Origin of the sequence: Pseudoalteromonas sp. 0802, from assembly GCF_013350085.1 — a bacterium.
Taxonomy (GTDB): domain Bacteria; phylum Pseudomonadota; class Gammaproteobacteria; order Enterobacterales; family Alteromonadaceae; genus Pseudoalteromonas.
On sequence record NZ_JABVXE010000002.1, the window covers coordinates 223,646 to 246,736 of the forward strand.

Annotated in this window: 24 protein-coding genes and 1 pseudogene; 7 read left to right on the top strand and 18 right to left on the bottom strand. The window is 40.3% G+C overall.

Annotated features, from left to right (window positions below):
• Positions 1-15: 15 nt before the first annotated feature.
• From HUS61_RS05770 to HUS61_RS05805, 8 genes are all read right to left on the bottom strand, one after another.
• A complete protein-coding gene (locus HUS61_RS05770) occupies positions 16-1,998 on the bottom strand; it encodes a TonB-dependent siderophore receptor (RefSeq protein WP_282658756.1) in 1,983 nt (660 codons plus the stop codon).
• Between the two features lie 183 nt (positions 1,999-2,181).
• Positions 2,182-2,451, bottom strand: a complete 270-nt coding sequence (locus HUS61_RS05775; protein WP_054552127.1) for a hypothetical protein — start codon at positions 2,449-2,451, stop codon at positions 2,182-2,184.
• 146 nt (positions 2,452-2,597) lie between these two features.
• Positions 2,598-2,849, bottom strand: coding sequence for a hypothetical protein (locus HUS61_RS05780; RefSeq protein WP_054563976.1), 252 nt, complete (start codon positions 2,847-2,849; stop codon positions 2,598-2,600).
• A 39-nt stretch (positions 2,850-2,888) separates the two neighbouring features.
• Positions 2,889-3,293, bottom strand: a complete 405-nt coding sequence (locus HUS61_RS05785; RefSeq protein WP_175081480.1) for a DUF1761 domain-containing protein — start codon at positions 3,291-3,293, stop codon at positions 2,889-2,891.
• Positions 3,294-3,445: 152 nt separating this feature from the next.
• Entirely contained in the window at positions 3,446-3,979 is a 534-nt protein-coding gene (locus HUS61_RS05790; protein ID WP_175081481.1) for a response regulator transcription factor, read from the bottom strand.
• Positions 3,976-5,187: a HAMP domain-containing sensor histidine kinase gene (locus HUS61_RS05795; RefSeq protein WP_175081482.1), complete on the bottom strand. Its 1,212-nt coding sequence runs from the start codon at positions 5,185-5,187 to the stop codon at positions 3,976-3,978. Before HUS61_RS05795 ends, HUS61_RS05790 begins: the two co-directional genes overlap by 4 nt.
• A gap of 16 nt (positions 5,188-5,203) precedes the next feature.
• Entirely contained in the window at positions 5,204-5,608 is a 405-nt protein-coding gene (locus HUS61_RS05800) for a DUF4440 domain-containing protein (RefSeq protein ID WP_054563972.1), read from the bottom strand.
• A gap of 8 nt (positions 5,609-5,616) precedes the next feature.
• Positions 5,617-6,927, bottom strand: coding sequence for an amidohydrolase family protein (locus HUS61_RS05805; protein WP_175081483.1), 1,311 nt, complete (start codon positions 6,925-6,927; stop codon positions 5,617-5,619).
• A 151-nt stretch (positions 6,928-7,078) separates the two neighbouring features.
• On the opposite strand from HUS61_RS05805, the gene HUS61_RS05810 reads away from it, so the two are divergent.
• The gene (locus tag HUS61_RS05810; RefSeq protein ID WP_175080106.1) at positions 7,079-8,152 is read left to right on the top strand and encodes a ketoacyl-ACP synthase III; all 1,074 of its coding nucleotides are present in this window, start codon (positions 7,079-7,081) and stop codon (positions 8,150-8,152) included.
• 71 nt (positions 8,153-8,223) lie between these two features.
• Positions 8,224-8,610, top strand: coding sequence for a VOC family protein (locus HUS61_RS05815; protein WP_175081484.1), 387 nt, complete (start codon positions 8,224-8,226; stop codon positions 8,608-8,610).
• Position 8,611: 1 nt separating this feature from the next.
• Here HUS61_RS05815 and HUS61_RS05820 read toward each other — a convergent pair whose 3' ends face one another.
• Complete coding sequence (locus tag HUS61_RS05820) at positions 8,612-9,973, bottom strand: M17 family metallopeptidase (protein WP_175081485.1); 1,362 nt, start codon at positions 9,971-9,973, stop codon at positions 8,612-8,614.
• Between the two features lie 88 nt (positions 9,974-10,061).
• Positions 10,062-10,472, bottom strand: a complete 411-nt coding sequence (locus tag HUS61_RS05825; RefSeq protein WP_054563995.1) for a hypothetical protein — start codon at positions 10,470-10,472, stop codon at positions 10,062-10,064.
• 106 nt (positions 10,473-10,578) lie between these two features.
• Between HUS61_RS05825 and HUS61_RS05830 the strand changes: the two genes are divergently transcribed.
• The 3 genes from HUS61_RS05830 to HUS61_RS05840 all read left to right on the top strand — a co-directional run bounded on the left by HUS61_RS05830 (position 10,579) and on the right by HUS61_RS05840 (position 15,244).
• The gene (locus HUS61_RS05830) at positions 10,579-10,731 is read left to right on the top strand and encodes an oxidoreductase-like domain-containing protein (protein WP_175081486.1); all 153 of its coding nucleotides are present in this window, start codon (positions 10,579-10,581) and stop codon (positions 10,729-10,731) included.
• 297 nt (positions 10,732-11,028) lie between these two features.
• On the top strand, positions 11,029-13,614 hold the full coding sequence (locus HUS61_RS05835) for a TonB-dependent siderophore receptor (RefSeq protein ID WP_175081487.1): 2,586 nt from the start codon (positions 11,029-11,031) through the stop codon (positions 13,612-13,614).
• Positions 13,615-13,759: 145 nt separating this feature from the next.
• Positions 13,760-15,244, top strand: coding sequence for a sulfotransferase (locus HUS61_RS05840; protein ID WP_175081488.1), 1,485 nt, complete (start codon positions 13,760-13,762; stop codon positions 15,242-15,244).
• On the opposite strand, the gene HUS61_RS05845 is transcribed toward HUS61_RS05840, so the two are convergent.
• The 3 genes from HUS61_RS05845 to HUS61_RS05855 all read right to left on the bottom strand — a co-directional run bounded on the left by HUS61_RS05845 (position 15,177) and on the right by HUS61_RS05855 (position 17,665).
• Positions 15,177-16,079 (bottom strand): alpha/beta fold hydrolase, encoded by a 903-nt coding sequence (locus HUS61_RS05845; protein WP_058584258.1) that lies wholly within the window; start codon positions 16,077-16,079, stop codon positions 15,177-15,179. The genes HUS61_RS05840 and HUS61_RS05845 overlap by 68 nt on opposite strands.
• A gap of 471 nt (positions 16,080-16,550) precedes the next feature.
• On the bottom strand, positions 16,551-17,096 hold the full coding sequence (locus tag HUS61_RS05850; protein WP_175081489.1) for a DUF7010 family protein: 546 nt from the start codon (positions 17,094-17,096) through the stop codon (positions 16,551-16,553).
• 119 nt (positions 17,097-17,215) lie between these two features.
• Positions 17,216-17,665: a DUF4265 domain-containing protein gene (locus tag HUS61_RS05855; RefSeq protein WP_175081490.1), complete on the bottom strand. Its 450-nt coding sequence runs from the start codon at positions 17,663-17,665 to the stop codon at positions 17,216-17,218.
• 127 nt (positions 17,666-17,792) lie between these two features.
• Between HUS61_RS05855 and HUS61_RS05860 the strand changes: the two are divergent.
• Positions 17,793-18,946, top strand: a pseudogene (locus HUS61_RS05860) (IS110 family transposase).
• Positions 18,947-19,345: 399 nt separating this feature from the next.
• Here HUS61_RS05860 and HUS61_RS05865 read toward each other — a convergent pair.
• The 5 genes from HUS61_RS05865 to HUS61_RS05885 form a co-directional block, all read right to left on the bottom strand.
• Positions 19,346-19,798 carry a hypothetical protein gene (locus tag HUS61_RS05865; RefSeq protein ID WP_175081491.1) on the bottom strand — a complete coding sequence of 151 codons (453 nt, stop codon included), beginning with the start codon at positions 19,796-19,798 and terminating at the stop codon, positions 19,346-19,348.
• A 259-nt stretch (positions 19,799-20,057) separates the two neighbouring features.
• Positions 20,058-20,555 (bottom strand): hypothetical protein, encoded by a 498-nt coding sequence (locus tag HUS61_RS05870; RefSeq protein ID WP_175081492.1) that lies wholly within the window; start codon positions 20,553-20,555, stop codon positions 20,058-20,060.
• A 66-nt stretch (positions 20,556-20,621) separates the two neighbouring features.
• The gene (locus tag HUS61_RS05875) at positions 20,622-21,077 is read right to left on the bottom strand and encodes a DUF4262 domain-containing protein (protein ID WP_175081493.1); all 456 of its coding nucleotides are present in this window, start codon (positions 21,075-21,077) and stop codon (positions 20,622-20,624) included.
• An 89-nt stretch (positions 21,078-21,166) separates the two neighbouring features.
• Positions 21,167-21,334 carry a hypothetical protein gene (locus HUS61_RS05880; protein ID WP_175081494.1) on the bottom strand — a complete coding sequence of 56 codons (168 nt, stop codon included), beginning with the start codon at positions 21,332-21,334 and terminating at the stop codon, positions 21,167-21,169.
• Between the two features lie 64 nt (positions 21,335-21,398).
• On the bottom strand, positions 21,399-21,857 hold the full coding sequence (locus tag HUS61_RS05885) for a hypothetical protein (RefSeq protein WP_175081495.1): 459 nt from the start codon (positions 21,855-21,857) through the stop codon (positions 21,399-21,401).
• A gap of 326 nt (positions 21,858-22,183) precedes the next feature.
• On the opposite strand from HUS61_RS05885, the gene rlmF reads away from it, so the two are divergent.
• Positions 22,184-23,089, top strand: coding sequence for a 23S rRNA (adenine(1618)-N(6))-methyltransferase RlmF (rlmF, locus tag HUS61_RS05890; RefSeq protein WP_175081496.1), 906 nt, complete (start codon positions 22,184-22,186; stop codon positions 23,087-23,089).
• Positions 23,090-23,091 lie beyond the last annotated feature (2 nt).

Below are 23,091 nucleotides of genomic sequence, written 5' to 3' on the forward strand. Positions count from 1 at the left end.
TTGCGAGCAGCGCAACTAGAAATTGAACTGGTAGTGTAACGATAAATCTTCTGTTGTACCAGCGACAGCGCCATTGTCCATACGTGGATCAAACACATTATATTTTTTGCCTAACAGGTTTTCTGCTTTAAGCATTAGTTGACTGTTTGCGTTTAACTGCCATTTCAAGCTGCCACCTAATAAGCTATAGGCAGACTGTTTAAAGTGAGCACCGGTAACTGAACTTACTTCTACTTTATCACGCCACAATAGGTTTAAACTCACTTGCCAGCTGTCAGATAAATTATAACTACTCACTAAGCTTGCAAAACGCTTAAAGCTCGCATTAATTGGGTCTTCAAAGTACTGCGTATAGGTACCTGTTACAGAGAACTCTTTACTTGATTGCCAAGTACCATCAAGCTCAATACCACTGTTTTGAGTATTAAATGAGTTTGTAAAAGTAAACAAGGCATCATTAGATTGGGTTGGCTCAATATTTATAAAATCATTGAGTTCATTATAAAAAAGCACCGCATTAGCTTGTAATTCTGAGGTTTGATAATGCCAAACAAACTCAGTGGTTTTTACCGACTCAGAGCGAAGCGATGGGTTACCTACTGTGACATCATCATTTGAAAAAAGCTCATTCGTAACCGGGGTTCTGAACGATTCGCCATATTGCAGTTTAACGGTATGCTCTGGGTTTATTACATAAACACCCGCAAGGCGAGGCGAAAGTTTACTGTCGATGTCTTTTACATCGTCATAGCGTGCCCCTACAAATAAAGTAAGTGCATCTGAATAAGGTATTTTTAACTGCCCGTAGGCGCTATATGTTTCGAAGGTATATTTAAGTGATGCAAATTCAGGAAAGTCCATCACCGTCACAATACCTTGCTGATAATAAGCGGGGTCAATAATCACTAACATCGACTCATCATCATAGTAATTAGTACGCACCCCAGCTTCGACTTGTTTCGCCTCTGCGTATTCTATACCTGCCGCAAGCTGCCATTGATTTTCAAATTGATAACTCAGTTCAGTCTCAAATTTGCTATCGGTTGTTTGCCAAGCAGGGCCAAGTAAAAAGTCAGGTATATCGTCAAACGCAGCGATTAATCCAGCACTTGAGATATTATGTTTAGTGTACGAGTAACTAGAATCTAGCTTTAACTTGTCGTTATTAATCCAGTTATATTTAACGCCAACAAAAGTGTTATCACTGGTGTGTTGGTTTTGCGTTGAATAGCCGGCAAGGTTTAAAAATTCATCAAGGGATGTTTCGTTGTAACGAGCACGTAATTGTAACTTTTTGTAATCAACACCTGCTTCTAGGTAAAGCGCTTCAAGAGGATCTTTTACTCCTTGCGGGTAGCTTTCGCCGTCTTTTTGATCATAAGAAAAACTCGCAAAGAGTTCGGTATCATCACTTAAAGAGGTATTGAACTGCCCTGTTGCCCCAAAGCGACCATTATTGCCAACCACAAGTTGCAATGCATTTCGCTCTTTAGAGGTAACAATATTCATCACCCCTAAAAACGCATTACTGCCATACAGCGCCGAGCCTGGACCACGAATAAACTCTATTTTTTCAATGATTTCAATAGGAATATAAGGCATGTAAACAGAGGCTTTACCAAATGATGATTCATTGACACGCTCACCATTGATCATCACCAGTACATTGCCACTATCAAGGTATACACCTCGAGCATGATCTTTAGGCACAGCACCCACCCAATCGCCACGGGTTGATTGCATACCTGGCACAAAATTCATTACCTCATAGGCGTTATCAACACCAAGCGCTTGAATTTGTTTACGACTAAAGACACTCATTGTCGAGGGAACAGAAGACAGGGTTTCGCTGGTTTTACTAGCAATATCGACTTGCACATTAAGCAAGTCTTCAAAACTTAAAGAGAATAAGTCTTGCTCGTCAGTCGCATTTGCAACCATTGGAATGGTTGAGGCAACTGCAATTGAAAAAAGTGCTGAACATCTTAAAAGCTTCACGCTGCGAGATACCTGTACTAATAGCCCATGCTGCAAAAGCAACACCTTGTTTACACTATTAATACAAAAGATTGGCAAGCTTGCAATGTTTTTATAGTTTTAGTTGATGAGTTCTCGGAAGTAGATACAAAAAAACCCACTTTCAGCTAAAAATGGGTTTTAATTTTATTGAGCCAAGCTTAATTAAGCTGTTTCAACATTACCAGTACGCTTTGCCTTGATGTACTTATATAAACCAATAAGTGACGCCGCTATCCAAAATATTTCGATAACAAAACTAGCAAGGTTAAAGTTATAACAAAGACTAATCAGTAACAGAATTGCACCTGTTAAGTTCATCATGTTATACACAAGGCCGGTTGGCGATGCTTTATTCAGTTGTAATAAAAAGAAAGCACCAACCACTAAGAATGTGCCTGTCATGCCAATAATATCAAATAAAAGTGCTATCACGTGCGTGAGTCCATTTTGTTCATGTGTTTATACCCATACAACTGGCCCAATCCATGGGGAGGGTTGTTTTCATTCATTGAAACAGCAAACCGGTCAATAGTATCAGAGCATGAGGGATAATCGAGGATAAATGTCCGTATTTTAATCTACTTATGCGTTACCTTACCACCGATGATTTTTAGAGCAGGTGCGCCGCGGATCATGGTTTCGCGGGCGAATTGACGTTGGCAGTCAGGGCAGATACCTGTTTCATTGGTAAAGTCTTGACTAATACGTTCAACAAAACATTTAACCAACGCTCCTTTTCCACCTTTGCGGTATTTAAATAATTGGGTTTTACATTGTGAGCAAAAAATATCGACTGTTTTGGTCGGGCCTTTTTTGTTTGGTTTTGCCATTACAACTACATTGCTAAAATAAAACCTTACCTTAACATGTTAGGGCCAGAGCCCCAAAACTAAGCCGATAACAGAAAACTGTAATATTGAATAACTTGCATTAACTAAGAACAATTTTAATGGGCGTTGTTCAAAAATATAGCCAATACCTAAGGCACAGCTAACCCAGCACAAGCCAATAATAAACCCTGTGCCAACAGCTACTCCCACATTGACATTTGCGCCAATAAATAACGATAAACTAAATGCAATTAAACAACATAAAACAAAGCTGCCGCCAAACACCATAACAGGGTTAATACTCTGTAGGTCAAGTTCAGTTAAACCACAGCTTTCCATCCAAATACGTTTAAAAAGCAGAGGAGAATACCACACAGCCCCTAATAGAAAAGATGCAAGGGCAGCAAAAAAAATCGCGAAGAAATTAAGTTCAGAAAAATGCATACACCAGACTCATACAACTAACAGGGTTAATTTGACTTTAGTTAAGGATCAGCGATGCAGCAAATCAAAAAGGCTGAGATTTGTACCCATTTATAATTAAACCATACTTTTGCATTAAACCTTGCATTATTTCAGTTTAATAAACAATCAATTTAGTGTTGTACGGGTTTTTTCTGTAATTTACGTTGTAGGGTTCTTCTGTGCATATTCAGTTGGCGCGCAGTTTCAGAGATATTACCATTGTTGCTATGCAATACATGTTGAATATGCTCCCACTCAAGACGCTCTGGCGACATTATTTGGCTTGGCTCTGGGTTTACCGATGAGGCACCAGCTTCAACATCACCCAAGATTGTTTTTAATAATGAATTGAAATCGACAGGCTTTGGTAAGTAGTCATCAGCACCTAAACGTATCGCTTCTACTGCACTGGCAATACTGGCAAACCCCGTGAGCAATATGATACGAGCTGAAGGAAATTGTTCTCTTAAAGGTTTAATTAGCGCAAGGCCGTTATCATCCCCAAGTTTTAAATCCACCAGAAAGTGGCTTGCCTCAAAAGTGGTTGTTTTTTGTAAAGCTTGCTCAGCGTTATGAGCAAGTGAACATGTGAAGCCTTGTTTTGTAAAGCGCCTCGCAAGCGTACTGGCTAGGTTTACATCGTCTTCAATAATTAAAAGTTTCATACAATTTTTAAACTAACCATCGCAATCGCGCCTTGCTGTGGGTGATTACTTAGTGTTAATGAGCCATTTAAGCGCTCTAAGGTTACATTAGAAAGCATAACTGCCATTCCCATTCCATCGCTACTTGGCATGAGCTGACCGCCTAATGATGCCATTTGTTGCTCGCTAAATCCTTGACCGAAATCACGTAACGACAATGAAAGTATTTGCTCATCGATTTGCCATTTAGCTTCGATGTTGTGTTGCTGATTATGGTTATTTGCCGATACGGCGTTTTGCAACAAGTTTAAAATAGCCGGTAACAGCATAGCATCACTTAAAATCGAACAATCAGGAGCGTCATTTAGCCACTGTAAGCTTTGCTCAGGAAAATGCAGAGTCATCGCATCTTGAATGGTGTTTTGTAGTGTTTTAGCACTAATCACTTGTTGTGTTTCACCGGTTCTTAGTGCATTTGAAAGTGACCTAAAATGAGCAAGTTGCTCTTTACACTGAGCTAATGGCTTGGCCATTTCTTGCACAATGGGGTCATCAGCTTGTTGCTCTTTAAGCTCTTCAAATAATAGCTGTAAGTTTGCTATCGGCGTTGCAAGTTGATGCGTTACTTGTGCGGCAGCGCCATCAAGCGTTAATAATTGCTCATGCCTTAATTGTTGCTCGCGGGTACGGGAAATAGTAGCTTCTCTGGCTCTTAACGTACTATTTAATGTGCCAATTACAAAGGCAATAACGATGGCGCTTATAACAAAGTTAATCCACATACCAATAAAATGATGAGTCATCTGCATTTGGTGCATGGTGTGTTCGGGCATTTTTATCAGTAAAAAACTATAAGCGGCGATTGCCAGCACAGCTGTGTAAGCAAGCCCTTTCGCATTAACAGTCACCGCCGCTATCATTATCGGTAACAGTAATAACGAAACAAATGCATTTGTTGCTCCACCACTTAAGGAGAGCAAAATAGTTAAAAACAATAAGTCGGCTGTCAACTGCATCAACAAAGCTGCTGGCTTGGCTTTCGTGACATTTCGGTAAGCGAATATACTTAACAGCTGAAAGATTGCTTCAATACAAATTACAGCAAGTAAAGGTAATAATGGAATTTGGTATTCAAACAGAAAATACACCGCAATCACAGCTACAAACTGCACGGCGATTGCGGCGCTTCTTAAAATTAGTAGGCGACTGATCGCCGGATCGGTTTGCATAACGGACTCTTTAAGCTTAATCATCGTCCATTGAAATTGTAAAAACAGCACAAGGCGTTCCTTGATGAAACACCATTTGCCATTGTTTACCATTAAAACGCCACAGTGACATACGCACTGAGTAGTTAAACTCTGAGCGAGCTGAACGTCTAAAGGCCGCTTGATAGCTTAGCTGTGCAATATCATCACTAAGCATTCGGCCTTTAAAATGTTGATTATAAAACTGCGGTACCACCTCAGTTGGCAGGCGGGTTAAAACTTGGAACTTATTAAATGACGTGCCATCAGCGGCTATTTCAATAAAATCATCATCAAGTAATGCATCAAGCGCTTCAGCAGATTGCCGTACCTCTGGCTCAAGGAGCTGTCGCTCTGCATCAATTAAATGATTAAATAACGTCTCTTTAATTTTACCGCCCATAGTAACCCTTACTGTTTGAGCACTTTACCGCCCTTCATAACAAACTGAACCTGACTAAGTTCGCTAATGTTATCAAGTACATTCATATTCACGCTGATAATATCTGCTTGTTTACCAACACTCAAGTCACCGAGGTTATCACTTTGACCTAATAGTTTAGCAGCTTCAACGGTGGCAGATTTAATAGCTTGCTTTGGCGTCATGCCATACTTTACCAATAACTCAAACTCTTTAGCATTATCACCATGCTTAGATACGCCTGAATCTGTACCAAAGGCTATTTTAACCTTGTTTTTTAATGCTAATTTAAACGATGCTTCCATTTTTGGCGCAACTACTTCAACTTTATCAGCAATTGCTTTTGGCATATTAGGGTTATTTAGCACTTCTTCTTTTACTGTTGCGCCAGCGAGTAACGTTGGAACTAAATACGCGTCTTGCTTTTTAAAAAGCTTAACCGTGTCTTTATCTAAAAAAGAGCCATGCTCGATTGAATCAACACCCGCTCTAAGTGCTGCTTTTATACCTTCTGTGCCATGAGCATGAGCGGTCACTTTGCGGCCTAAATGATGGGCTGTGTTTACAATGGCACTGAGTTCTTCATCAGTAAATTGCTGATTAACCCCTGCCGCTGTATTACTTAATACACCACCTGTCGCGGTAATTTTAATTACATCGGCACCGCTTTTAATTACATCGCGTACTGCACGAGTGCAATCGGCAGCGCCATCACACACCCCTAAGCCCCCCCCTTCTGTCGCTTTGGTGATATCACGGCGATAGCCATGCATATCACCGTGACCACCGGTCGGTGTGATCATATCCCCTGCTGCAAAAATGCGCGGGCCAACAATGTCGCCACGTTCAACTGCTCGCTTTAATGGGAAGATAACTTGATAACTGCTACCTAGGTCGCGCACCGAGGTAAAACCTGCATCAACCGTACGTTGTAAGTACTTTAAAGAACGAAGAGCGTAATCGGCTTCGTATTCAGTTGCCCATTGGTGTGGGTTACGTTTTGCATCTCGCTCAAAGGTAACATGAACGTGCATATCAATCAGACCCGGCAATACCATCTGATTTTTTAAATCAATAACATCTGCATCACTAAGGTTTAATTGCTGCTTTGTTAGAAAACCAGCTTTTATTGCGGCAATTTTATTGTCTTCAATAACCAGCGTTTGCTGCTCTTTGACATCTTGATCAGTGCCTACCAGCATCTTTCCAGCATGAATAATGGTGGTTTGTGCATTAACAGCAAACGTAGATAATAAAGACAGTACCGATAATGTGCTTATTTTTAGGTTTATTTTTTTCATAATCGCCTCTTTTTTATACTAGGTTTAACTTAAATACTGAGTAAATGCCATTATTTACGACATAGCGCAGCAATGAACTAGTGTTAACAAGTGAATTTTGATATAACTTCGGAAAAATTTAACAAGTCTGACCACATAAAGAGAACACATTATGTCTTATGCCCAAATTACTGGCTGGGGTAAATGTATACCACCAGCAAGCATCAGCAATGATGAAATTAGCAATATTGTTGATACCAACGATGAATGGATCACAACACGTACAGGCATCAAATCTCGCCGTGTCAGCCATGTTTCTACTGCTGATTTAGCTACTGTTGCCGCAAAGCAAGCCCTTGCTTGTGCTGGGGTTGATGGTAAAGACATTGATCTTGTACTTCTTGCGACTTGTACACCATCAACTATGGTGGCAAATACAGCCTCTTTAGTGCAAAAAAATATTGGTGCAGTTGGCGCAGCAGCAATGGATACTAACGCTGCATGTTCAGGCTTTTTATATGCATTACAAGCAGCAACGGCACAAATTCGTGCGGGCATGATCAAAAAAGCGGTCGTTATTGCTGCTGAGCGCATGACTTGGTACATCAACTGGGCGCGCCGCGACAGTGCTGTATTATTCGGTGATGGTGCGGGTGCCGTTGTATTAGAAGCTTCAGATACACCATCAGGTTTACTTGCGACTAAAACCGGGTGTGACAGTGAAGATCGCGATATCTTGCACATCGAAAACTTTGGTAGCGATTTAAATAAGTACGAGCCAATTGGCCCGTCTAACTTATTATTCGAAGGTCGCGAGATCTTCAAGCGTGCTGTTAAAGGTATGAGTGAAGCTTGTGACGACGTGCTAAACCAAGCACAGTTAGAGCTTGATGACATTGACGTATTAGTTCCTCACCAAGCCAATTTACGTATTATCCAAGCTATTCAACAACGTTTGAAAGTAGCTGATGAAAAAGTAATGGTGAACATTGCCGACTACGGTAATACGTCTGCTGCAACAATTGCGATTGCAATTTGTGAAGCTGTTGAGCAAGGCCTTATCAAACCAAACTCAAACATTATGTCAGCGGCCTTTGGCGCTGGTTTAACGTGGGCGGCAAGCTACATTAAATGGGGCGAACGCGTGACACCAATTGCGGTATCTGATGCAGCCTTACCTAAGTGTGATAAAACAGGCCTTGAACTTGTTGCACCGGCTGTTGCAGCATGTAAAGCGGCAGAGTAATCCTCGACACTCTTTAATAGAAAAGCGCGGCTTAGTCCGCGTTTTTTTATGAGCAAAAAATGGACTATATAATGGAATTATTAGGCATACATCACGCTGCAATCATTTGTAGCAACTATGAAAAATCAAAGCATTTTTATAATAAAATTTTAAAACTGCCGATTATTCACGAGCTATACCGTGCTGAACGTGACTCGTATAAGTTAGATTTAGCACTTCCTGATGGTAGCCAATTAGAATTGTTTTCGTTTCCTGGAGCGCCACAAAGACCCAGCTATCCAGAGGCACAAGGGCTACGCCATTTGGCGTTTAAAGTTGCTGATATTGCAAAATCTAAACAGTATTTAGAACAACAAGGCATTTCGGTTGAAGAAATAAGAGTGGATGAAATCACCGGGAAGCAATTTACGTTTTTTGCCGATCCCGATGATTTACCGTTAGAGCTTTACCAACTCTAGATTATTGGAAGCGATCTTGTAGGTAATTAAACACAGCGCGAATACCCAATGCCTCACCACCTGTAGGGCGACCCGGTAATGCACGTAGGTTCCAAGCCATAACATCAAAGTGAACCCAAGGAGTGCTTGGCTCAATAAACTCTTTTAAATAAAGAGCAGCAGTGATCGCACCACCAAAAGGAGTGGAAGCACAGTTAGCAATATCAGCTACGTCACTTTTTAATAATGGCTTGTATTGATCAAATAACGGCAGTTGCCATACAGGATCATGGCAGCTTTCGCCTGCATCCATCAATTTGTTAGCCACTTCACGGTTATTTGCGAAAAAGCCCGGTAATTCAGTGCCGAGGGCTACCCGACAAGCACCAGTGAGGGTTGCAAAATCAACGATAAGATCGGGGTTATCATTTTGTGCTTCAGCAAGTGCATCACACAGCACTAAACGACCTTCTGCGTCCGTGTTATCAATTTCTACTGTGATCCCTTTGCGAGTTTTGATCACATCACCCGGTCTAAATGCATTACGAGAAACCGCATTTTCAACTGCAGGTACCAGTACTCGTAAGCGAATTGGTAAGTTGGCAGCCATAATTAACTGGGCAAGACCAATAACATGCGCGGCACCGCCCATGTCTTTTTTCATATTACGCATGCCTGAGCTTGGTTTTAAATCTAAACCACCTGAATCAAAACACACGCCTTTACCGACTAAGGTAATCTGTGGAGCATCTTTTGCGCCCCAGCGTAAATCAAGTAAGCGAGGTTTATTCTCAGACGCACGACCAACCATATGGATCGTTGGGTAGTTTTGTTCTAATAATTCATCACCAACCCACTCGCTAAACTCACCATCAAAGGTGTCGGCTAAATCTGCCATCACTTGTGATAGGTGTTGCGGCATCATATCTGCAGCAGGCGTATTAACCAGATCACGCACTAAATTAATAGCACTTGCATGCTGCGATAAACGCTTAACTAAGCTTTCATCTTTAATAGCTAGTGTGGCACGTGGCGATGGTTTTTCTTTATATTCACTAAACTCGTAACCACCTAACACAAAACCCAGCGCTACTTGTTCTACAAATTTGTCATCACCTTGAATTTGATAACAACCTGCTGGCAGTTTTGTCGATAAGTCACCCGCTAACCAAAAGTCTTGTAAATCATTAACTAAACAATACACATGCTCAAGTGAACCGGTTTCACTATCAGCAATTAAGGCCATGCCTTTGTTTTTTAAATCACAATTTGTTAGCCAATTTTGTAAGGCTTGCGGCTGCTCGGTTAACCACGTTGATAGGTCAGCTTTAGCAATAAATGACAGGGGAATTCCCGTAGAAGAATGGCGAATTAATGAACTCATTAAACGACTCGATATAAAGAAAAGGTATTTAAGCATACCAATATCTTGATACAAAAGGTATAGGCAAAATCAGATAAGCAAAACCTAATCAGTCTTTGTTTTGCTTCTCTTTTTCTTCTTTTTCTACTTGTTGATCAATCTCTTTAATCGACTTATTGATATTAAATGAACTAGGTAGTACATCAACACCAACCCATTGACCCAGTTTTACAACCAAAGGAATTGTCACGGGTGCAAAGGGTAATACAGCAAATACGCCCAAACCGAGTCCTTTTAATATATCTAAAAATTGCTCATTGGCAGTATGCAATTCTTCTTTAGTAGCTTGGCCTTGGGTGTATCGCCTATAGATATGAAGCATCTCTTTTGTTTCTTGCTTTTCTTGGGCAAGTGCGATTTTAAGTGCTACCATAGCGCGCTTGAAGCGTAGAGTCTGACGCTTTTTGGTAATTTTGGCCACTCTGAATGGGGCTCGATGAATAACTTTGTATAATCGCATTTGGCTATTTTCACACAGCATGTTAAGTTCACAAAGCATAATTTACTTATATTAGTTTTTGTTTTATTCTTAATACTCTATTCGTAATTATTTTTCAGTATTAAACATGAACACACCTTTACAACAGGCTGAGCCAAAACCCCAAAAGCCAGCCCCAGATGAATGTTGTGGTGGTGGTAGCTGTTGCCCTTGCGTGTGGGATGAATACCGAGAAAAATTAAAGCAATGGCAATTAAACAACATTCCGCAACAAGCCTAATAGACCGTTCCAAATCCAATTTCGCTTAAAAACCAATCAAAAAATTCCTTTTTTAAAATATTTTTAGATATTTTATATACTTTCTTACACATAAAAGAAAAAATAAGAATAAATTATCCCCTTTTATTTCATGCACATAATTAAAAAAACAATAATAACGTGCAAATAAAAACGCCAAAAACAACATCACATTAACAATTTGCAAAATAAATTTACAGGCTGTATAAGAGATTTACACCAAGTTTATTATTTAACTTCGGTGACATAATCATAAATATTCTAACTGGGGAAGTCAGAATGAAATTCAAAAATAATGCGCTACAACAAGCAATTAAATTTGCTTTAGCGACAACAACAGCTGGCCTGTTTGTGTCGGGTTCAGTTGTTGCTGCAGAGCAAGCAGCAGAAGAAACGAAAGTTAATAAAAATGTAGAAAAAATTGCCGTGGTTGGTACTCGTTCTGCGCCACGTTCAATCGGCGATTCACCAGTACCGATTGATATCATCGGTGGTGAAGAGCTAGATAAAGGCGGCAACACCGATATGCTAGAGCTTTTAAAAGGCTCAGTTCCTTCTTTTAACGTACACCAAAACCCAATTAGTGATGCAGCATCACTTGTACGCCCTGCTAACTTACGTGGTCTTCCTTCTGACAGTACATTAGTACTTGTTAATGGTAAACGTCGTCACCGCGCATCAGTTATCGCCTTCTTAGGGGGTGGTATCAATGATGGTGCTCAAGGTGCTGATATCTCCGTTATTCCAAGTATTGCCCTAAAGCAAGTAGAAGTACTTCGTGACGGTGCTGCGGCACAATACGGTTCTGATGCAATCGCTGGTGTAATGAACTTTGTATTAAAAGATGCCTCTGAAGGTGGTTCATTCGAAATACGTCAAGGCGAATACTACGAAGGTGATGGCGATACAACACAAATTTCAGGTAACGTGGGTCTACCATTTACCGATAGCGGTTTTGCTAACTTAAGCTTCCAGTATAAAACAGCTGATGCAACTAGCCGCTCAGTACAACGTCCTGATGCAGCAGCACTTAACGCTGCAGGTGTACCTGAAGTATCTTCTTTAGCACAAATTTGGGGGGCACCTGAAGTTGATGACGATATTTCAATCTTTGGTAACATTGGTCTTGAGCTAAGCAACTCATCTGAATTCTACATGTTTGGTAACTACTCTGAGCGTGACGTACGTGGTGGTTTCTACTATCGTAACCCACACACTCGCCCAGGTGTTTACTCAAATGACGGCGGGGAAACACTGCTTGTTGGTGATTTAACTGGCGATATGAGCGGTAATTGTCCTACCGATATCATGATTGATGATAACGTTTTAGATAACCAAAGATACATCGATCTAGTGGCTAACAACCCAGACTGTTTTGCATTTAACGAAATGCTTCCAGGCGGTTTTACACCTAACTTCGGTGGTAACATCACAGATACTGCATTAACAATTGGTACTAAAGGTGAAATCACTTCTGGTTTCCTTGAGGGTGCATACTATGACTTAAGCGGTACAGTTGGTTACAACGAATCTCGTTACTTCATCTACGACACAATCAATGCATCATTAGGCCCAGAAAGCCCGCGCGATTTCAGCCCAGGTAAATACTCACAGTTAGAGAAAAACTTTAACGCAGATTTATCAAAAGGTTTTGACTTTGGCTTAGCTTACGATGTAAACGTTGCCGGTGGTCTAGAGTGGCACGAAGAAACATTCACAGTTGTATCTGGTGATGTAGCCTCTTTCACAGCTGGCCCACTAACAGAACAAGGTTTTGGTATCGGTTCAAATGGTTTCCCTGGTTTCAAACCATCTGATGCTGGCGAATACACACGCCGTAACTATGCTGCATACGTTGATGTTGAAGCACCATTCACAGAAGACTTCCTAATGGGCTTAGCACTACGTTATGAAGATTATGATTCATTTGGTTCAACAACTAACTACAAGTTAACTGGTCAATACCACTTAACTGAAGACTTAAACATTCGTGGTTCAATCAGTACAGGTTTCCGTGCACCAACTGTTGGTCAAGCAAATGTAAGTAACGTTCAAACAAACCTAAGCAGCGGTGTTCTTGTTGACTCAGCACTTTTACCACCAACAAACCCAATTGCCGTGCAATTAGGTGGTACAGAGCTTGAACCTGAAGAATCACAAAGCTATACATTTGGTGCAGTTTGGACAATTGGTGACTTATTCTTCACAGTTGACTACTACAACATCCAAGTTGATGACCGTATCAGTCAATCAGATAAAATTGAGTTAAGCCAAGCTGATAAAGACACACTTGAAGCAGCAGGCGTACCAAACGTACAAAACTTAGCGCAAGTAAGCTTCTTCACTAATGACTTTGATACAACAACGCAAGGTGTTGATGCTGTAGCTAACTACTCAACTGATTTGTTAGGCGGTAGCTCAACATTCAGCTTAGCGTATAACTGGAACGACACTGAAGTAACTAAGTCAACAGACATTACTGGTGAGTTTAAAGTAAGCCGTTTAGAAAATGACTTACCAAATCACCGTGCAACGCTTAGCTGGGCACAACAGTGGGAGAATTTCTCTGCATTTACACGTGTTAACTACTATGGCGAATACCAAGGCGTACACGTAGATTACGATGCAACAGCGAAAACAGCTGATGCTGCAGTAACGATTGATGCAGAAGTAACTTACTTCCTAACTGAAGAGCTTAGCTTCTCTGTAGGTGCTACAAACTTATTCGACCAAGAAGCAGAGAAACTTGATTTCTATGACAGTACTGGCATCCCTAACAACAACTGGGGTGGTAAATACTACGAAACGTCGCCGTACGGTATCAACGGTGGCTTCTATTACGTGAAAGCTACGTATACTTTCTAAATAGAACAGCTTTCTAGGTTGAGCAATCAACCTAGAAAGTCGATACCCCGGATTTATTCTGGATATTTATAGTTAACCAAGGCGAAAGACATTTCGCCTTTTTCGTTTTATAGTAAATAAAAATAACAAATAACCCGCCATTCCTATGCTGTTACAAAAAGCGAATCAACTACTGAATGAAAACAAGCTTAAAGAGGCCGAGTTTCATTTTAAAACCATTCTCGATTCAGATCCTGAAAACGGCGAAGCGTTATTTGGATTGGGCCGCATTGCACTGCGTTTAGAGCGTTATGATGCTGCGGTTTACCTTCTACAAAGAGCCTGTGAGCGACTACCTCATATGCTTGAACCGCTCCATGCCCTTGCCGATGCTTTTAATGGCGTGCATTCACCGCAAGATGCCTTAACCGTACTCGAATATGCTAAATCAATTGCCAGCCATAACCCTGAGCCACATTACTATCTTGCCCAACATTATTTAACTTATGGTGAATTAGACAAAGCGTACAGTATATTAAAGCACGCACTCGGTATGGGAAATTACCCAGTGACGGCGTACATATTATTTGAGCTAGTGCAGTTTGGGCGTTTTAACAACGAACAAAATTACATAAATGAGCTACACCAGTTTTTAACTTTAACCAATAATCTGCGCTTAAAAATGGTGTGTTATTATGCCCTTGGTAAAAGCTATGATCAGTTAAATGATACAGAACAAGCTTTTAACTACTTCAGCCTTGCTAATAAGCTACAAACAAAACTCACTCAGTTTAAAACCCGTGACTTAGTTCCTTTTTATCAGCGCATCATAGAGCAAAATACCGCTGAGCTAATTGATGCCAGAGACAAAACATTCACAGGCACAATTACCCCCATTTTTATAATTGGCATGCCAAGAAGTGGCTCAACGCTGGTAGAGCAAATGCTGGCAAGCCATGATGATTTTGCCAGCCTTGGTGAAGATGCCAGTATCAGTAACCATGTTGTTGCATACCTTGAACAACAAACACAACTCCCCTACCCAGATTGCTTAGCAGAGCTAAATCAAGGGCTAATTAACAATGCTCGCAATATTTATATTAAAATAATAAAACAAGCGCCAGTTGTACGCCCCTTTATGATCAATAAGCTGCCTGCTAACTATCAGTCACTCGGATTAATTTACTTACTCTTTCCTAACGCCAAGTTTATTAATATGCAGCGCGAGTATGATGCAATTGCTTGGTCGGTGTTTAGCAACTATTTTGCTGAAAACGAACCTTATTTTTGTTCACTCCCAGAGTTTAAACAGTACTTTGATTTGTATCAGCAGTTAATGGAACATTGGCAAAGCGTGATGCCAGAGGCGGTTTTTGATTTAAGCTATGAAGCACTTATCAGTGACAGCGAACAAACACTAACAGCCCTGTGTAAGTTCTTAAACATTGAGTACAGCACACAATTTTTAGATTTTTATAAGTCAAAAAAACCGGTGGCAACGCTCAGCAAAACGGCTGTGAGACAGCCGTTAAGTGATAGAGCATTAGAGAAATACAAACGCTACGAGAGCGCAATGCACATGCTTATGCGTGAGTCTCAAACCAGTTCAACAAGTCAACAAACTGATCAAAACGCGCCTGTGGGTGAGTAAGCATATTAATGTGATCATAATCGACCTTATGGCCAAACTTACGGCCATAAATGGTCATCGTTTGCTTACCGATGCCCGACTCTTCCATAAATTTTTCAATATCAATCGGCTGGCATAGCGCTTTATCTTTAACACCTGCAACATGCATAATGGGCGGCAGCGCCTTATCAGCTAATGCGTTGGCGTAATCAAAGCCATCGTCAGTATCGACCCAAGGTTTGCGCTTAGCCCATTGCATGCTTTGATAATGTGACTTACGGGTTTCATCATCACTGCCCCATTTCAGTTTTTTAGCAGGCACAAAACCATGCTTACGAGCAACTAATGGCGCCAAGCCATACCAGATCAAATTACCTTGAATATACTTGCTTGGATGATGGTTATACAAGGACCGTTTAGAACCAAAATAGCCGCAGGCTTTCACATCATCAATCAACTCAGGAAAACGGGCAAACACACTGTTCATTAACACCCCACCCCATGAGTGCGCCACCCAATAACGCGCAGGCTCGCCTTCAAGCTGCTTAATTTTATCTAAAAATGCGGGGATATCTTCTAAAATGGCCTCGGTTTGACCATACTTTGCATGCTTTGAAATCGCAGGTTTACTTTCACCACGACCGCGTAAATCAGCCACATAGCAAACATAGCCATGCTCAGCTAAAAATGGTGCTAAACCTTTATTGCTGTGGGTGTAAAAGATTTTGCCATTTTCAACGGCACCATGCATAAAAAACACCGCAGGGCCTTTCGCATCAGTCTTACTGATACGGCGTAAATGTAAGGTTTGGCTTTCGGCGAGTTTAATAAACACCGATTCTTGTTTAATCGTCACGTTTGACCTTTTTATTCTTATAGACTCATCGTACCAGTGTTAAATTACGCCAGTCTCTTCAGCAAAGCAAGTTTTGGCTTGGCGATTGCCATTCAAAATGAGAATCTCAGGCACGATGAGATTTTGATAAAATAGTAACACCAATGCAGAGCCATTATTCATTGAAGTTAGAAGTTCGACTTGCAGGAGCCTCTGTCTAAATGAGCGCTAATAAAAAGGCTATGAAATGGTGCTGAAAAAGTTTGTTTGATGATTTTAATGCTACGTAATTAACATATTCTGGAGAGACGGCCTTTTGCCATTTGCGGTCATTAGGCCATCATTGAGTGCGAGCAGACGTTGAGTATGACTTTGACTTTATCTGGACAAAAATGTTTAGAGTATTTAATCTGTAACTTTAAGCTAAGGGGCAATTACGCAATGCGATAATCGCGAAGCGGCATTGTGTAATTGTCCCTTTTAAGCGTTTTGTTATGCGGCTGCCGAAACAACCGCTTGTGTTTTTCTGAATATAATTAACGCAAAGATTAATTCCAAAGCCCCACCAATAAAAGCGCCTGATATAAAAGGCAAACTTAGTACGGTGCATGAGATGCCAGCAAATATCAATGCAGCACCCAATATCCAGTATTCTTTAAGGCCATACAATGTTTGGAAGGAAAAATAGCGAGCGCCAATTGCTAACAACATGATTGGGAAAAATAATTCCAGTTTGAATTGAGCCACATAAAAGGCCACTAGCAGCCCACCAAAAAGGGTTGGAAGAGTTTCTAAGGCTAGAGGTCCTAGTTTGTTTTTAGAGTCGTGTTTTCCTGACGCAGAAAGCAGTTTTGAAAAAAGTATAGAAAGAGGAAATATAAACATACCACCGAAGAACAGAGCGAGCATAGCTGTTAAAGAAGAAGAGTAAGTTCCAATTGCTCCAGCTAAGATCCAAACAATGCCCGATGCTAAAACACCAGTTGCACCTCCCACGTAAGCCCCTCGCATATTTTTTTGAAACTCAACAAAATTCATCAAATTATCCTACTTAGATTGCCGCATAACGCCGCCATATGGGGCGAAAAATGCTTGGCTATAATTAACGACGAAGGAGCGCAAGCCAAGCGTTTTGCGTCCCTTCCATAATGGCTTTGTTAGGCTTCGATATTATGAGCACATTTAGCTTCTTCGAATTCCCATAAATCGGCTTCTTCACCTGCCTCAAGTAATTTATAAGCATGGAAAATATCTGTATTGGCAGGAACATCAATAGCCAACAACTTTGATTCTGACCCCTCATAGGTACAACCAATACTTTCTAATTTTTTCCAAGCTTGGGCAAACTCATCTGTGTCTAGAACCCCGTCCTTTAACAATATGCGGTAAGTAGAACGCCCCGAGTTTTCATGCACACCTAACACATTAGGTATTTCATTATCATCGGCTAATACAACATCTTCAAAGCTATAGCCATATGCACCAAATGGTGAATTTTGGAGTTTAAACAATCCCTTCTCAAGTGGCTCAGCCCAAAGTGTTTCGGCAGATGCATTGAGAACATTTTCAGGTGGTAACTCAATTCTAACTTTTACTAATTTGCTCACAGTTAACACCTAGAAGCCTAGACATAATGACTCCCACACGGTGCTAGCCTCCGCTTTTCGTGGGTTAGCTTAATACAAAGCCAGAGCCATAATTAGTTTGTCAAATAACTAAACAGCAGAGGCTAGCATGAACAAACATAGCATACTTTTTATCGGACTTGATACACATAAAGAATTCAATGAAGTCGCCTATATTGAAGACCATCGAGGCGCACAACCTGTGCACTTTGGTAGAGCGCCATCATCTAAAATAGCCGTTAAAAAACTAGTTCGTCACTTTGAATCTAATACCCTGATGCAACGCTTCACTTTGTCTATGAGGCTGGCCCCTGCGGTTACTGGATTTATCGGTTAATCACTAGCCTTGGTCATTGCTGCTATGTGGTTGCCCCTTCTCTCACTCCTAAAAAACCAGGTGAACGTGTTAAAACCGATAAACGTGATGCCATTAAGTTGGTCAAACTACTGAAATCGGAAGATCTCACTCCCATTTATGTTCCCGAGCCTGAAGATGAAGCCGTTCGAGATTTATCCCGCGCCCGTGAAGTTGCCATGAAAGATTTAAAAGACGCCAAATATCAACTTAAAGCGCTATTACTGCGTAATAATATAAATTATGCTGGCACTGCTAACTGGTCGCTCAAACACCTTCGTTGGCTTACAGAGCTTGTATTATCTCACCCAGCACAGCAACTTGTTTTACAAGAATTTATACAAACAATATCTGAAAGAATGGCACGTTTAGAGCGTCTTGATAATGAATTAACACACCATGTTCATCAATGGCGTTATTACCCTGTCGTAAAAGCAATACAAGCGATGCGCGGCGTTCGTCTATTAGTTGCAGCAGGTGTTATTGCTGAGCTAGGCGATTTATCGCGCTTCGACCACCCTCGTAAACTAATGAGTTACCTTGGTCTTGTACCTAGTGAACACTCAAGCGGCGGAAAACGTCATATCGGTGCGATAACAAAATGTGGCAATGGTAGGGCTAGACGCCTCCTTATTGAAGGTGCGCACACATACAGGTATGCCGCTAATATCTCCACAGATATGCAAAAACGACAAGAAGGGTTGCCAAAGCAGATTATTGATATCGCATGGAAAGCACAACTTAGGCTCTGCAAGCGCTACAAAAAGTTAATCAGTAAGGGAAAGCATTATAACCTTGTAGTCACAGCAATTGCGCGAGAAATGATCGCGTATATCTGGGCTATAGCAAAAGAAGTGGTACTGACACCTGTTGATCCAAAACTAAGATTAGCAAGAGTACCTGCATGATGAACGAATTAGAGTTAATGCATTGGGTCAAGCATCGGGTGTGGCACAACCACCGAGGGCGTTAGGATGGCAATGCAGCTAACGCAGCATTGAACCACGAACATAGACTGAAGACAGGTGCCACGACGAACTAAGTAAGGTCTGCTCTGTTACTAGAAATAGTAATAACCAACGAATATCAGCATGAAAACCGACGACATTACTTGCTTCATCCTATGTATTAACTCGCTCTAATTCGAGCTGAAGAAATTATGGCTTAAAAAGTTAGGCAAGGATCAGTGCGTTTAACTTGACTGTGGGAGTCATACCAACGCCGTAATAAACGGCACAAAATAGCAGGCTAAAATTGGCGACGAAGGAGCACAAGCCTGCTGTTTTGCGTCCTTTTTTATGGCTTTATTAGGTAGCGAAAACCTCTGCTTTACCAATCACTTTTACAATAGGGTTTTCCCGACAAACAACCTCTAAACATTCGTCAGAAGTAACTATTAAGTGAGACCATTCACCATCATTTCCCATAAAAAAAGTGAGTGGACTTTCTTTGTGCCAGCCGTGACCTCTTATTTTAAAAGTATTGAACTTTGGTCGTTGTTCGCTCCAAACTTCAGTCAACCCATGCTCATCAAGACAACGAAAGCCATTTACAGATTCAAATAATAGCTCGTATATAGTTTGTGATTCTTCGTGAAATACACGAGCAACAAGTTCATGGTTTTCGTGTTTTGCGTCGCCTTTAATCAGGTACTTTACACCATTCGATTTCTCTAAAGTCCACTCTTTGGTACCCCATGACAAATCGACTAACCACAAACTGCCATTTTCAAAAGGTGTTGGCCAACTCTGAAATTCCATCTAGCTACCTAACAATTTTATCGTGCGCGACACGCATCTTTCTACCGATGTCACGCTCATGTGTTAATAATTCTATTATTAACAAATAACGTAAGGCATCGGCAACTCGTATTTTTAATTAGTCCTAAAGGTATTCAGAAAAAGAAAATGTGCTCGTCGCTCATTTTCTTGAATATGGGAGCGAAATAACTACGCTTTATATTTATACAGCAATCTAAATTAGTACCACACAAAACGTCTCATCTGCATTTTAATTCATCTAGTCATGTGGTGACTTACACAGTTCATGATGCCTGAGGCGGTTACCAAACAACGAAGTGAGTCTATCTGTACCACCTGTTTTTTCATAAAACTCTTGTACTGTTATTTCTTTTTGTTCGTAGCTCATTAGCTGCCAAAAACCGTAAAAGCCTCTAAACCAAAAATAATAGAACACAGCTCCTACGCCTAATAAAAGATATACCGCTTTACCTGCTTTTTGTTTGTATTTTATGGCGCAATAAAAAAACCAGATACAACTTAATACAGCGACAATAGAAAACCCTAAAAAAGGTGTCACTACAGAGTTGGCATTATCCCAAAGCGAGCTTAGACAGGTTGAATGCCAATTTAACTGCATAGAAAAAATTAACGTAATTTTAAAAAGGAAGTACAATAAAACAGTTGTAAATACAGCATATAAGATACAACTTTCCTTGCTTTGTTCTTTATTCAAACCTTTCACTTTCGAGTTATAAAAACCTTTTGAAACCATCATGAATTCAGCTAACAAAGGTGAATGAACCTACCTCGCTCAAATGTTAACTAAACGACCTTTTAAAAATTACCACGCACTCTTTGTTGCTAGGCAAGGCTGAAGTGTTAAAAAGCTCTGGTTTGCAGCAGCATCCCAAGGCCAAATACCACTAGTAGTAGGGTACACCAACTGTAATGCTTCAAATTTGTCATTATTATACCAACAAGCTGAGAGCATAAACTCTTGTTTATTTTCTTGTGATACCTCACAGAAAGTAACATCAAAACCTTCTAAAAAATCCTCATAGAATTCACCAATTGAGAATTTCTCACCATTTTTTAAACGTCCTGCATAATTATTTACTATTGAGTGAGCTAGTTTGCTGTTTAAACCGATTATAATAAGTTCGGGTGCATCATATGTTTTACTAATACCTGTTGAATATGTAAAGCTGGGGCTCTCACCTTCAGGATCAAAAACTGATGTTACATAACACCCATATTGCTCAATGACTTGTAGGATTTTTTTCTCTGCTTCATTCATAGTTTAAACTAACTCCTTATTCATAAAGCATTATTTAACGTAACGGCTGCTTCGTATTTATAACATCAATCAACTGTCGCTATTCTCTATTAGTCTGTACACTCAAAACCTTTAGAGTCGACTTTGGCGACGTTGTCTTTATTGCCACACTCTTTAATTGCCATCTCTGTGTGATTGTGCTCATTGTATTGTTTAGCAATTGCGCCAAGGCTTAGCACAACTACTACAGCTATCACTATTTTTTTAATTTTAGACATAAACATTCCTTTGAAAATAAACTATTTAAATACAATCAGTTGCTCTTGCTATTTTTGATAAAACTTAATCTATCAGTGCCATCGAATTTAAATTGAAGTTATAAATAGAAAATGACTCACCTTCTTCTTTTAACGTGACGGTTATTTTTGCGTCTCCATTAGTGTATGAAGCTGGAATTAAATAAGTAACATAAGTACCAGAACCACCTCCAGTGACAGCTTTAGAGCTAACATTTATAAATTCAAATTCACCTAGTTCTTTTAATTCGCCCAACTTTGAGAATGCACGCATGATTTTAGAAATATCTTCATCTGTGGCATTTTCAATTGATGATGGGGTCATATAGTTTTTGAGAGTCTGAGGGTCCCATAGAGAGATATCTGTAATTGCTGAATTTAGGTAAGGAATAGCAGTTTCTTTGTAAGCAGAGGATTTATTCGCAGTCCAAATTGCTAAAAGTACAAATAAGCTAATTAACACTAAAAATGTTATACCAATTCCTTTAAGTATCTTTTTAACCATGATTTTTATTATTTTTCCTTGATTGAATCACTTACGAATTTATCAGCTTTAAATGTCTTATGGTAGTACCCAATGTGACCCAATTTGAGTAGAAATTTTTAAACACTAATTTTAGTTGCTTGTATCATGGCCAATATGCCCGTTCTTTCGCTCTTAACCTCAACTAGCCCATACTTTAAGCAAATCCACTCAATCAGTTCTCAACTTATTTTTGCTCTCCATGTATTAATGCTACTAAGCAAAAATATCCACCGCAAACTAAGTCAGAGAAAAGATTTATTTGGTACAATCAGCCTTTGATATGGCTAACAGATAGGTTTTCCTTAATGCATCCGCGAAATCGCCACTTAAATGGCTACGACTTTACTTTGCTATGCAAAGTAACTCCTGCCCTAACACCTTATATAACGCAAACGCCAGCGGGCACTGATACTATTGATTTCACCAATGCATTAGCGGTTAAAACCCTCAACCAAGCGTTATTAAAAAGCCATTATAAAATCGATTTTTGGGATTTACCCGACAACTACCTTTGCCCACCGGTTCCTGGCAGAGTGGATTACATTCATCACTTGGCCGATTTATTAGCAAACGATAACCAAGGTCATATTCCGACGGGTAAGCAAGTAAAAGTGCTTGATGTAGGTACGGGTGCAAATGTGATTTACCCGCTTACTGGTAATCACGAATATGGCTGGCACTTCACAGGCTCCGATATTGATGCCTTGTCTGTTAAAATTGCTAAACAAATTGTGCAATTTAACCGCCTGAAAATTAATGTTAAGCAGCAAAACAACGCCGATAAAATGTTTACGGGCGTGATATCGAATAAAGATGTTTTTCACCTAACTTTATGCAATCCACCATTTCATGCCAGTGAGCAACAGGCCAAAGCAGGTACTGAGCGTAAATGGAAAAACCTTAACAAAGCGCCACAAAAAGCGCTTAATTTTGGTGGCCGCCAAAACGAGCTTTGGTGTGAAGGCGGTGAGCGCGAATTTATCAGTAAAATGTGTATTGAGAGCCAAGAGTTTGCAGAGCAATGTATTTGGTTTACATCGCTTGTTTCAAAGTCTGACACTTTGCCGCATATAAAAAAGTTGCTTAGCACACTTGATGTGAAAGAAGTAAGAGTTATAAAAATGGCACAAGGCCAAAAAATGAGTCGCTTTATTGCTTGGAGCTATTTTGACCAAGCCGACCGCGAAGCCATTCTTAACGAACTAGTATAAGG